Origin of the sequence: Nocardia sp. CA-135953, from assembly GCF_050955735.1 — a bacterium.
Classification (GTDB): Bacteria; Actinomycetota; Actinomycetes; order Mycobacteriales; family Mycobacteriaceae; genus Nocardia.
The window spans coordinates 5418710-5430877 of record NZ_CP192082.1; the positions used below are offsets into that span (position 1 = coordinate 5418710).

Here is a 12168-nt window from a genome sequence, read left to right on the forward strand (position 1 = left end):
TTGGGTCGCCAGCCGATACGGTAGGACGTACCGAGGGAGGGCAGTCATGGAGTTGGTCAAGGGTGCGAATGCGCCGATTGCTGCGGGTGAGGTCCGGGTCGCGGTGGTTGCCGCGGCGGCGGTGGATGTTGCGGCGCTGCTGCTGACGCCCGCCGGGAAAGTTCGCTCCGACACTGATTTCGTCTTTTACAACCAGCCGACCGCGCCTGGCGTGGAGGTGCATCCCCCGGACGCCATCCGCATTGTCCCGGGCGCGGTGCCCAGCGATATCGACAAGATTGTCGTCACCGCCAGCCTCGACGGTTCCGGGCCCGCCGACTGGGGACAGGCTGGCCCGCTGCGGATCTCGGTGACCGACGGTGCCACCGGGGCGGTCCTGGCCACCTTCGTGCCGACCGGTTTGGGCCCGGAGACCGCCCTGATCGCCTGTGAGCTCTATCGACGGCAGGGTGCCTGGAAGGTGCGTGCCGTCGGCCAGGGGTACGACAATGGATTGGCCGGTATCGCAGCCGATTTCGGGATCACTGTCGACGACGCCCCGCCCAGCACCAGCCAGCCGGTATCGCCGCCTGTCGCGCCGGGCTCGGCCCTTACCGCGTCCTCAGGACAACCGCACGCCGGGCAGCAGCACGCCGCGCCACAGCCAAACGCGGCGCCACGGCCGCACATCGAACAACTGCCCGCCGCACCACAGCCCTACGCCCAGCAACCACCCGCCGCACCCGTCGTCGCACAGCACCCGGCCGCAACGCCGTATTCGGCCCCAGCGCAGCACTCCGCCGCAGCATCGCAGTTCGGGCAGCCGACGCTGAGCCTCGACAAGGGCCGAGTCTCGTTGCGCAAGAACGAAACCGTCTCGCTCACCAAACACGGCGCGCCGCTGCTGAGCCGGGTACGAATGGGTTTGGGGTGGGACCCGGCGGTACAAGGCCGCAACATCGACTTGGACGCGTCGGTCATCGCATACGACAACCGAGCCAAGAAGCTGGTCAATGTCTGGTTCCTGAAGCAGGAGGCGTTCAAAGGCGTCATCCGGCATTCCGGCGACAACCTGACCGGTCACGGCGAAGGCGACGACGAGGTCATCACCGTCGACCTCACCGCCCTGCCACCTGAGGTCTACGCACTGGTCTTCACCGTGAACTCGTTCGCGGGCCACAAGTTCGACCAGGTGAGCCGGGCGTACTGCCGCTTGGTAGACGATCAATCCGATACGGAGCTGGTGCGTTTCGAACTATCCAAGGGCGAGCCGACCACAGGTGTGTTCATGTGCATGCTCACCCGCGGCACGCACGGCTGGAACATGACGGCCCTCGGCGAATACGCCAAGGGCATGACCGTGCGCAAGATGATCGATCCTGGCAAGCGGTTCGTGCTGACGACCCTCTGACCGCCCGCCGAGGGGACAGGCGCACCACAGCCAGCCACTACATTCGATGCAACGTAGCCGCTTCGTGGACGAATGCTCCATACCTTGTGCGCGCGGTACGGGGAATTCGCCGGGTCCGGCTTAGTGATTCGCGTCACTTAGAAATAGTCTTTCAGCATCTCGGTTGACCATGGAGCCTGGTGGATCTCGCCACGCGGCCCGAACTCCGCAAACCACGGCTTGATGTCCAGCACAGGAGTACCGTCTACTGCGTCCAGCTCGGCTACGTGCAGGTCCAAGCCGTCGACGCGAAGCAGTCGAGTTCGGGAGACCCCGAGCCAGTTGACGCGCCGCATATTTCGATGTCCAAAGATCCCGACTCTGGGCCATGCCGGGTTGTCGCGGGCACTGCGTGCACCGAAGTGCAGGTCTGTTGGATCGGTCAAGTGGAACCGGAAGACGATTTCGAGGTGGCTGAACGCGTCCAAACCCTGCACGGACTCTTCGGTGAACCGAGGGTCATCTATGCGGATGATTGCCTCGGTACCAGCCCAGTGATCGTCTGTCGGTTCGCTTCGGCCACCGATCACATGCGCGACCGGAACAACTTCGAACACTTCGTTTGCCATATGACCCCTGTCCTACATTCCACTGGAGGCTAGATATTCCGCTGCCCGCTCATCGATCTCACTCGCACCCGCAATATGCCGATACGGTGCCACCGTTGCGCGTATATCGCGGGCGACATTCCTGGTGCGCCCCGACTGGACGCCGTCCATTACGTCGAGCGCGGACGTCCATGTTGTGCAAGCCTGTTCGAGTTCGCCGCTGCGGGCCTGCACGGTACCGAGGTAGCCGAGGGTTACCGCGTGGGTCCGGGTAAATGTCGTGGCTTTGCGTTTGCGGACGCTGAGCTGGAATTGTGCGGCGGCACCGGCCATATCACCCGAATCGCGTAGCGCGCACGCGGTTTCGTGCGCAAGGCTCGCTTCAGAGAAGAAGAACACCCGAGCCGGCTCATGATCGGAGGCGGAGGCGGAGGCAAGATCACATTCGGCCTCGAGCAGGGCTTTCGCGGACTCGGCTTTCTGCCCTGCCGCGCTGAGTGCTTTGCCGTGCACAACCTTTAAGAGCGCGCGTTCACGTGGGCAGGCGCCTTGGTATCGGCTGCCGCTTACTGATGCTTCGGCAAGCTGTAGTCCTTGTTGGGGTTGGCCCAGGTCGATGGCTTGATGTGCCATGGCGCGCAGTACATGACCGGTAAGCGGGGCGTCATTTACTTCGGCGGAAAGCTTGATCGCCGTGGCGAAGTAGCGCTGCGCGGCTGCATGCTCGTCGTTGTCGAAGGCCATCCACCCCGCCAAGTATGCCAATTCGCCTGCCGCTGCGAACATTTCACGACGCACCGCATCGCTGGCAAAGGACCCTTTCAGGTACCTGGTCACCTCATTGGTCAAGTACTGGACAACAGCTGTCCGTCCATGCCCGCCGCCAAGTCGCTGGTCGATCCGGGAGAATAAGACCATCACGTCTCGCACCGCGGCTACATCGGCTTGCCCAACGTGCCGAATACCGGGCGCCTTGCCCGGCGCAACAGATGCCACCCCGTCGAGCCCCCCAGGAAGCAACACGGATGCGTTGATGGCTGTCGAGTATCCGACACGTAGGAAGGAGCGCCGTTCCACATCAGCCCTTCCGAGGTTGAGCAAGGTTGTTACAGGGTCCTGGATGGCACCAAAACGCCTTTCGTACCACGCTATGACATCGGGTGTCGGCGTGCGCTGTCCGGTCTCGTAGTAGAAGAGCGCGGACTTGCTGTAGGGGATCTGAGCAGCCAGCGTGGCCAGGGAAACGCCAGCGGCTTCGCGGACCGCTCGGAGCTGTGCGCCGACGACAGCGGCGGGACCGTCCATACCGTCGAATCTAGCCGGTCTGTGAGCGCGTCCAGCCGTTTTGTGAACGCGCTGTGGATGTCGACTCGTATTTTCCGGGCACCTCCCATGGTCAGCTGGATATGTGCCCGGAGAGACGACCCAATCCCCGTCATTGAGAGTTTGTTCCAGGGGCCGGGCGCACCTAAGCCGCAGTCGACGCACCGGAGGTCGGCAGATGCCGAACAACGAGCTTCAACAACGCGATTCGTTCGTAGGACCACCCCGCAAGTACACAGGAGCATCGGCCGAAAAGGTCGAACTCTTCGCAGAAGCGGTCCGGCAGTGGGGAACTGGTCCAGCGTCGACCGAATCGTCCCGGTGCCGGGGTGTCGAGTCCCCCGGCACCGGTGACTACGAACCACCGACAGGGGTGCGGCATGGCGCCCAGTGAGCCGAAAGCGAAGCTCTGCCCCCGCTGCACCCATGAGGACACCGGCATTTGCCACAACTGCACCACCGATATCGAGCGTGCAAGCCGCGCAATCGTTCTCGCGCTGCGCGACGCCAATTCCGGAACCGATCGCCCGGCGGGGTGGTTGCAGCGCGACGACGGATCTTGGGCACCCGTTGACGATCACGGGTTCGTCGGCCAGACATTCGCATTCGCATCGGACGACCATCACGAGTTCGACGAGCACGCCGTGATCACCGTCGAACCGATCTCGACCAACGACACCGAGGCCGACTAGCTGTGTCGACTACAGGAGTTGTATGCGCAACCGTCGCCGGGGTTGTGACATTGGGTGTCGTGGTCTTCTACGTACTGCCCTACCTCCTCGACCGCCCGGTGCACGTCGACGGGGAACGCCCCAGCACCGAAATACTCGCCCGCATCGCCCGCGACCAATGCCACCGCGCACCGGACTACCCGTACAGCATCGAGGAAGCGCGCCGCGTATTCCGTGCGCGCATCAACTGCGACGCCGACTCGTGCGGCGCCAAGCACGAGGCTGTCTGGACTTTGATCGACGCGGGGGTGCTGCGACCGAGCACACGTGTCGAACGGTGATGAGACACTGACACAATGGCAACGACGATCATACGGAGGCATCGGCGTGGGGAATGACGAACAGATCGGTTTCGATATCGAATTCGATGAGAAAACGCAAGCATGGCTGGATTGGTTTGCACCCGAACGCATCGAATCACAAGTGCAGGCGTTGCTTACCCGAACCATCTCCGACATGACCAACGATTCGCCATGGTGGAGACCGCCGATGTCGACTCGGATCATGGAAGCGGCGAAAGAGTTGTTCGGCGACCGGGCCGGATTCTTCGCCATAGAAAACCGCGACTCCGCAGACCAATTCATCCGGTTTCTTGGCGAATGCTACGTGCGCCGCGCGGGTTATGGATGGATAAACATACCGGAATGGGGTCCGCCACTGTACAACGATTTCGGGCCGTCCGTGCGGCTCGGCGACGACCGGATCTCCGACGTGTCTATGGTGTCGATAGCGAAGCGTCTTTTCGATGACAGTGACGGACCCGAGATGATCGAATACAACATCACCGAAGCTGTCCGCCGGGCACGGAGAATCCGAGCCGTCACGTAGCAGCACGCACCTGATCTAATTCTTCGCGTAAACGTAGACGGGGGTGGGTGCTGACGTGCCCGACGAATATGACGCTGTTAGACGCGATCTGTCCAATTACGAAAAGGGTGTGTATTTCGAACTGGGCAGGGCGCACGAGCGGGGGGAAACCCAGGAGAAAGGGTGGGTCCGTCAATTCGAGATCCGGACCAGTGAAGGTCCACGGGTCCTGGATTCAGCACGGACCGACGGCCGAGGAACCCGAAGTGTCGAGCGCAAATCGGGTCGGGTCAATGAGCGGGGTGCACACGAGCAGTTAAAAAAGGAGCGGGCAGGGCTCGAATCCCAGCAGTTGACACACAGCACTTGGGAAACGGTCGAAGGTGAGCAGCTTCCGGATAAAGTACGCGAGGACATGCACGAACTATCTCGCGATTTTCCTGGCAGGTTTCATCACGAGATAGTTTCCCGCACCGATGCGGCGCGAGCTATCCGGCTCGGGCAATCCTTGATGTCCAAACAACTCGAATTGATCAGGGCGTACGAGCTGACTCGTGCTGATCGCGCGCGTAAACGGTTGGAGAAGATCCGCGAGATTGTCCGGGCGCGGGAGCCGAAAGCACGGCAGGAACCGGCTCGGGAGAAACGGCGTCAGCATCGGGAGAAAGAGCCCAAGACCAGAGCGGTTGAACGAGAACCCGCAGACGCACGCAGAGAAAGCGACCCGGATAGGGCGGAACAGCCCGCCGTCGCCAAAGAGCGCACCGACCGCACTCCGAAGGGGAGGAAGGTCCGCGAGCGTGAGGAAGCGCAAGCGCGGGAGATCGTCAATAATCTCGGCTCCTTCCTCAGCGATGCGCAGAAAGAGCAAGTGCTAGCCGCGCGGAGGGAAGAGCGAGAGAACGAACGCAAGAACATAGTCATCGAGATGAAACCCACACGCGGCCAAGAACCTCCGATGCCACCACCCGTACCGCAACGGACACCGGAGCAGGAACGCGAGGACTCCCGAGCGCGAGCTAGAGAGGCCGGGCTATCGCCGGAGATCATGGGAATTATGGGACTCAACAGCGACAGCCCACACCAGATGATCGACGCTGACCAGGCAAGGGCACGCGTTGCGGCTGAAAGGGACCGTTCTCAGCAGCGTGAACGAGCGGAACGCGAGCGCCAACGCGGGCTCGGACGGGAACAGAACTGAGACGTACCGGTGAGCAATCATTACTGTACTTACCCAGTTCGCCGAGCCGGGTTGGTATGTACATCGGGCGCACGAGCCTTCGCGGCGTGACGGCCTTCATGGTCGATTATGACCAGGCCGCCCGCCGCTATGGTGAGCCGGGGCTGGACGGCTATTTCACCTGCCCGTGATCACGGCTGGCCGGTGGCGAGGGCCTGTACGGCGTCGAGGAACTCCGGGCCGCCCATGACGTATCCGCCGACGGTTCCACCGATCAGCGCACCGGCGGGGATGCTGATCCCCCATATCAGGGGCAAGCACGCTCCGAGAAGGCCGCCCACGATGGCACCGCCGACGACGCCGGGCAGGTTCTTGTTGATCTGCTCCTTGAGCCGGTCGTAGGAGCTGATGTCCTTCAGTTGCGCAATGTCTTCTGCTGTCGGGGTCGGTGTCACCGCCAGAGTGCGACCGTCCGCACCGATGTGCTGCGCAATCGCGATCGAATGCCCGTCGACGGCGAACCACTGCGGTATTTCGGTCACCGCCGCTCCGTCGCCGGACTCGAGCACCACCGCACCGTTCTGCGCGATCTCGAACTTGCCATTCTCGACGGTGGCGGTAATGACCCTGTCGACCGGCGAAGCGGTGATCTGGTAGTTGATTCCGTGATCCACACCGGAAGTCGTGTCCCCTACAGTCACCGCAGTCGGCTGCTCCGTCACGGCCGGCTCTGCATGGGCGGTTGCCGCAGTGATACCCACGGCCGAGACGGCCATGAAAACGGCAGCAGTGATCTTCTCGAACTTCATTCTTCGAATCCCTCCACTCAACTGCCCCTGATGGGCGGACCGAGTCAGACCTTATGCGTCGAATTCACTGGTTGCGGTACGCCACACACAGAAGACGACAGATTGCGCATCTGGCTGCAGGGCAATCGCCGTACCCCATCGGCTCACCGCGTGGGCGTACCGCGGGACCGGCGGTCATACAACGCTAGGCGGAAACAGCCAGCTGACTCGCGCGAACCTACCTCCTCCAAGCTGGACAAACGATCACCATGTGTTCGTGGCGGCATCGGGCGAGAGCCACCGACACCAGCGCATGGTGGTCATCAGTCCAGTTATGGGAGGGGGAAGCGGAGGGTGAGGAGTTGGAAAGGGCGTAGTTGCAGGCGGATTCCTGTGCCCTCTGGGGTTGCGGAGGTGTCTGGTGGTAGGGGGCGTTCCAGTAGGTCGCAGGTTTGGAATCCGGCGTTTTCGAAGCCTGTGGTTACCAGCGCCGATGCTCGGCCGCCGTGGGCCTCGTAGACGCGGAGCACGACATCGCCGCTGCCGTCGTCCGCGAGTTTGACGGCGCTGGTCACGACGGCGTCGTTGTCGATGATGACCAGTGGCGCAACGGGTTCGGCGACACCGGGGCGCGAGGTGGTGAGGTTGATGCGGTAGCCCGCGCGCACGGCATCGCCGATCGAAGCTCCGGGAATCAGGGCGTGCCGGAAGTGGTGCGTACCGTGGTCTGTCTCCGGATCAGGGAACCGGGGTGCCCGCAACAGCGAAAACCGCAGCGTTGTCGTTGTTCCGCCATCGACGCGAACGGTGCGGGTGACGTCATGGCCGTAGGTGGAGTCGTTGACGAGCGCCACACCCCAACCGGGCTCGGCGAAGTGGACGAACCGGTGATTGCAGGCTTCGAACTTCGCGTACTCCCAGCTGGTGTTGGTGTGGGTAGGTCGGAAGACGTGCCCGAATTGGGTTTCGGACGCATAGCGGTCGGCGTGGATGTCCAGAGGGAAGGCAAGTTTGAGGATTTTCTCGGTCTCGTGCCAGTCGACGGTGGTGTCGATATCCAGACCGCGCGCGCCCGGCCGCAGTGTCAGGGTCTGCTCGACCTCGGACGACCCGAATGAGCGGCCGATCCGCACCGCCGCTTTGTCCTTCGAACCTTGTTCTGCCGCAACGAATTTCGCCTCGGTCAGGTCGGTGACCCGGTTTCGATAGAAGAGATCGACATCCCAAGCGTCCCAAGAGTTCGGGAAATCCGGGTGTAGCTGTAGGAGATTCGCGACCGAACCCGGTGGCAGCGTCTCGCGCCGATGCTCGAGGTCGAACACCGATGCGACGAGCCCGCGCGCGTCAACTTCTACCCGCAACAGACCGTTGTCGAGGACGAACCCGCCACCCGCACGCTCGACCACCGAGCATGAATCACCCGAATCCACTGGAGCAGCCGCACCGGCTGGAACCGCGCGCCAGGTGTGCGGCGTCGGATTGAACATATTCGGTCCCACCCGCTCACCGCCGAGCACCCATTGCGCCCGCTCGATAATCGCCGTCAACTCCGCTGCCACCGCCGCATACGTCTGCTCCGCCTCGCGGTGCACCCACGCGATCGACGAGCCGGGCAAGATGTCATGAAACTGGTTGAGCAGCACCGTCTTCCAGATTCGGTCCAATGCCGCGTACGGGTACTCGAGGTTCTTCCGCACCGCCGCGGTGGCGGCCCACAGCTCGGCCTCCCGCAGCAGATGCTCGCTGCGGCGGTTGCCCTGTTTGGTCTTCGCCTGCGTCGTCAATGTGCCTCGGTGCAACTCCAGATACAGCTCCCCCACCCACACCGGCGGGTTCTCGTACTCGGCCTCGGCCTCGGCGAAGAAGCCGGATGGGGAATCCCACACCACTTTCGGCGAACCCTCGAGATCGGCCATCCTGGCGGCCTTCGCGATCATCTCCCGCGTCGTGCCGCCGCCACCGTCACCCCAGCCAGTCGGCGCCAGCGATATCGACGTACGGCCCTTCTCCTTGAAATTCCTTGCGGCATGGGCGATCTCACGCCCGTGCATCGAACAGTTGTAGGTATCGATCGGCGGGAAATGGGTGAAGATCCGGGTTCCGTCGATCCCCTCCCACAAGAAGGTATGGTGCGGAAACCGGTTGATCTGACTCCACGAAATCTTCTGTGTCAGTAACCATTTCGAACCAGCCGCCTTGATGATCTGCGGCAGCCCGGCGGCGAACCCGAAGGTGTCGGGCAACCAGGCCTCTTCGTTCTCCACGCCGAATTCCGTCAGAAAGAACCGCTTACCGTGCACGAACTGCCGCGCCATCGCTTCCGAGCCTGGCATATTCGTATCCGCCTCGACCCACATCCCGCCGGTCGGCACGAACCGCCCCTCCGATACCGCCTGCTCGATCCGCGTGTAGACCTCGGGACGGTGCTGCTTGATGAAGTCGAACTGCGCGGCCTGGGACATCGCAAAGATGAATTCGGGCTCCTCGGCCAGGAGGGCGGTCATATTCGAGGTCGTACGCGCGACCTTGCGCACCGTCTCGCGCAGCGGCCACAGCCACGCCGTATCGATATGCGCGTGCCCCACCGCGGAAATCGTGTGCGCGGACGGCACTGCGGGCTTGGCCAGCACATCGACCAGGCATTCGCGCGCCGCCGCGGCGGTGGCGTTCACATCCTGCAGATCGACGGCGTCGAGCGCGCGCTCGATCGCACGCACGATGTCGTAGCGGCGGGCAGGTTCCTCGGGCATCTCGTGCATCAGCTCACCGAGGACTTCCAGATCCTGCACCAGCTGCCAGACCTCGTCATCGAAAACCGCGAGATCTATTCTGCCCAGCCGGTATTGCGGCTCGGCACCAGCGGTGAGCTTGTCACCGAGAGCGTTCGGCGAGAAGAAGGGGATGATCGGGTTCGAAGCCGCCTCGACATGCAGCAGTACCTGCTCGCCACCGACCGCCGGTGAGGCCACCCGCACCCACTGGTTACGCGGGTGCAGCCCCTTCACCGGCGATCCGTCCGACCGATAGACCAGGCCCTCGCACTGGAAGCCCGGCATATTCCGGTCGAAGCCGAGATCGATGATCGCCTCGACAGTTTTGCCCGCCCACTCGGCAGGCACCGTTCCCTCGACCGTGAACCAGCTCGTTCCCCATGGCGCGCCCCACCTGACACCGGATTCGATGGGCGTCCGGGGCGCGGCCAATCCCTCGGCAACCGGCACCGGCTCATCCGGGGCAACCCAGACCGATGCCCGCAGCGGCACCGACTCCGGATAGATCGCCGGAACGATCCGCTCTGCGAGGACCCGCCCGAGGCGGTCTTCGATCAACCGACGGTCATCGTGCACAGCGCTGGCTCCCATCGGCCCGGAGGAGTGATCACCGACCGCCCCATTGTCCGACAGCTCAGTGAATTCCGGGTGACACCAGCCCCTTTCATCATTCCACCATTTAATGTACCGTTATTTAACGGCTCAATAAATGCGGTTTACGCAATCGGCGGACCGGACTTCGGTAACGCCGACGGACATGCAGCTGTGCGCGCTCGGGAGGCGAAATGCTCAGTCTGGAAGGTCGACTGGCCCAGCTCATCAAGGAAGCAAGAAACCTGGGCACCAGGGCGACTGTCGAGACGGTAGGTGACTTGCAATCCGCCCTCGGCTCCCTGGACCAGGAACTCGAGAGCACGGCCCCCGACGCCGGGCAGCGCCGTCAACTCGGGAGACTGCGCCGAGAAGCGGGCCTGCTTCTGGCCGATGCTCGCGCCCGAGCTGTTCTTGCGCGCGATTTCGGGGTGACGCCCTAGCGCGGGTGATGATCGACCTGGCCGCTCGAGGTTGGGAAACGCTGTGTATCGAGATGGGGAAGACTCGACCCCATGGCCACCATCCGCACCGAAATCGTCATCGATGCTTCCCCACAACATATTTGGGACGTCGTACGTGATGTCGGGGCGGTGCACACACGCCTGCTCCCCGGCCGAGTCGCCGACACCCGCGTCCAGGGCGTCGAGCGCTTCCTCACATTTCCCGACGGCCACATAATCCGGGAACTGATCATCGCCATCGACGACGAAGCCCGCCGAATTGCCTACTCCGTCGCGGAAGGCGCCAGGCCATCCCTGGACTACCACCACGCATCCTTCGAGGTCCGAAGCGAAGGCGAGCGCGGCCGCCTGATCTGGATAACCGACGTCCTGCCCGACAGCATCGCCCCCGAAATCCGAATCCGCACCGAGTACGGCATCAAGGAAATGAAACAGGCAATAGAAGCATCGGCATGAGCACCTCGATGTCCGAGGTACACAACCGATCAGCGGCGGTTTCGGCAATTGTCCTCAGCTGCGTAAAAGATCAGCTGACCTCGGACTAGGATCGCAGGGCAGTCATCACACGCGGACAACGCCCAGGCAGGAGTCCCATGTGTCGCTTGTTCGGATTGTCGGCCGCGCCGCGGCGCGTGCGGGCCACGTTCTGGTTACTGGATGCGCCGGACAGTCTGTCGATACAGAGCAGACGTGAACCCGACGGCGTCGGCCTCGGCACCTTCACCGCCGACGAGACCCCGCTGGTGGAGAAACAACCGATCGCCGCGTACCAGGACGTCCAATTCGCTCGGGAGGCGCGCGAACGAGAATCGGTGACGTTCGTCGCGCACATCCGTTACGCCACCACGGGCGGGTTGCAACCCATCAACACCCACCCGTTCGAACAACGTGGCCGCCTGTTCGCCCACAACGGTGTGCTGCACGGCCTCGACGAACTGGACGCCGAACTCGGCGACTACCTCGACCTGGTACACGGCGACACCGATTCCGAACGATTTTTCGCCCTGATCACCAAGCGCACCGACCAGCACGACGGCGACGTCACCGCCGGTATCACCGACGCGGTCAGGTGGATCGCGGACCGACTGCCCGTCTACGCCCTCAACCTGGTACTGACCACGGCAGCAGACCTGTGGGCACTCCGATACCCCGACACACACGGCCTCTTCGTCCTCGAACGCGAGCCAGGCGGTCCACAGGGCGACCGGCACCTGGACCAAGCCGGACGAGCCGGAATCCGGACCCGAAGCGGCCACCTGCGCGAATTCCCCGCGGTCGTGGTGGCCAGCGAACGCACCGACGAGGACCCACGCTGGCGAGCACTCGCACCAGGCGAACTTCTCCACGTCGACGACCACCTGCGCGTCCGATCGACCACGGTCCTGGATTCCGCACCGCGCCACCCACTCTCGCTCGCACAACTCGACACCCGCGCGGCGGCAGCACAGTCGGGTCGGTGACCAACCCCCCGACCCCGAGCCCGCTACCGCGGTAGATGTCCGACCCCACTGCAAGACTCGGGAAGGTGAGATGGGC

At 63.3% G+C, this 12168-nt stretch carries 12 protein-coding genes; 8 read left to right on the forward strand and 4 right to left on the reverse strand.

What is annotated here, in order from left to right:
* Window positions 1–46 precede the first annotated feature (46 nt).
* On the forward strand, window positions 47–1390 hold the full coding sequence (locus tag ACQPXH_RS24965; RefSeq protein ID WP_433598928.1) for a TerD family protein: 1344 nt from the start codon (window positions 47–49) through the stop codon (window positions 1388–1390).
* Between the two features lie 137 nt (window positions 1391–1527).
* Here ACQPXH_RS24965 and ACQPXH_RS24970 read toward each other — a convergent pair whose 3' ends face one another.
* Both ACQPXH_RS24970 and ACQPXH_RS24975 read right to left on the reverse strand, forming a co-directional pair.
* A complete protein-coding gene (locus ACQPXH_RS24970; protein WP_433598929.1) occupies window positions 1528–1998 on the reverse strand; it encodes an SAM-dependent methyltransferase in 471 nt (156 codons plus the stop codon).
* Window positions 1999–2010: 12 nt separating this feature from the next.
* On the reverse strand, window positions 2011–3282 hold the full coding sequence (locus ACQPXH_RS24975; RefSeq protein ID WP_433598930.1) for a helix-turn-helix domain-containing protein: 1272 nt from the start codon (window positions 3280–3282) through the stop codon (window positions 2011–2013).
* 398 nt (window positions 3283–3680) lie between these two features.
* On the opposite strand from ACQPXH_RS24975, the gene ACQPXH_RS24980 reads away from it, so the two are divergent.
* From ACQPXH_RS24980 to ACQPXH_RS24995, 4 genes are read left to right on the forward strand one after another with little or no spacing between them, the layout of a single operon-like run.
* Window positions 3681–3992, forward strand: a complete 312-nt coding sequence (locus ACQPXH_RS24980) for a hypothetical protein (RefSeq protein WP_433598931.1) — start codon at window positions 3681–3683, stop codon at window positions 3990–3992.
* A gap of 44 nt (window positions 3993–4036) precedes the next feature.
* Window positions 4037–4312 carry a hypothetical protein gene (locus ACQPXH_RS24985; protein ID WP_433598932.1) on the forward strand — a complete coding sequence of 92 codons (276 nt, stop codon included), beginning with the start codon at window positions 4037–4039 and terminating at the stop codon, window positions 4310–4312.
* Window positions 4299–4859: a hypothetical protein gene (locus ACQPXH_RS24990; protein ID WP_433598933.1), complete on the forward strand. Its 561-nt coding sequence runs from the start codon at window positions 4299–4301 to the stop codon at window positions 4857–4859. The genes ACQPXH_RS24985 and ACQPXH_RS24990 overlap by 14 nt, the downstream gene beginning before the upstream one ends.
* A 55-nt stretch (window positions 4860–4914) precedes the next feature.
* Window positions 4915–6039: a hypothetical protein gene (locus ACQPXH_RS24995; RefSeq protein WP_433598934.1), complete on the forward strand. Its 1125-nt coding sequence runs from the start codon at window positions 4915–4917 to the stop codon at window positions 6037–6039.
* A gap of 170 nt (window positions 6040–6209) precedes the next feature.
* Here ACQPXH_RS24995 and ACQPXH_RS25000 read toward each other — a convergent pair whose 3' ends face one another.
* Both ACQPXH_RS25000 and ACQPXH_RS25005 read right to left on the reverse strand, forming a co-directional pair.
* Window positions 6210–6827, reverse strand: a complete 618-nt coding sequence (locus tag ACQPXH_RS25000; protein ID WP_433598935.1) for a hypothetical protein — start codon at window positions 6825–6827, stop codon at window positions 6210–6212.
* A 311-nt stretch (window positions 6828–7138) separates the two neighbouring features.
* A complete protein-coding gene (locus ACQPXH_RS25005) occupies window positions 7139–10153 on the reverse strand; it encodes an alpha-mannosidase (protein ID WP_433598936.1) in 3015 nt (1004 codons plus the stop codon).
* Between the two features lie 209 nt (window positions 10154–10362).
* Between ACQPXH_RS25005 and ACQPXH_RS25010 the strand changes: the two genes are divergently transcribed.
* From ACQPXH_RS25010 to ACQPXH_RS25020, 3 genes are all read left to right on the forward strand, one after another.
* Window positions 10363–10611 (forward strand): hypothetical protein, encoded by a 249-nt coding sequence (locus tag ACQPXH_RS25010; RefSeq protein WP_433598937.1) that lies wholly within the window; start codon window positions 10363–10365, stop codon window positions 10609–10611.
* A 72-nt stretch (window positions 10612–10683) separates the two neighbouring features.
* Window positions 10684–11088 carry an SRPBCC family protein gene (locus ACQPXH_RS25015; RefSeq protein ID WP_433598938.1) on the forward strand — a complete coding sequence of 135 codons (405 nt, stop codon included), beginning with the start codon at window positions 10684–10686 and terminating at the stop codon, window positions 11086–11088.
* 137 nt (window positions 11089–11225) lie between these two features.
* Window positions 11226–12092 carry a class II glutamine amidotransferase gene (locus tag ACQPXH_RS25020; protein ID WP_433598939.1) on the forward strand — a complete coding sequence of 289 codons (867 nt, stop codon included), beginning with the start codon at window positions 11226–11228 and terminating at the stop codon, window positions 12090–12092.
* The last annotated feature ends 76 nt before the right edge of the window (window positions 12093–12168 follow it).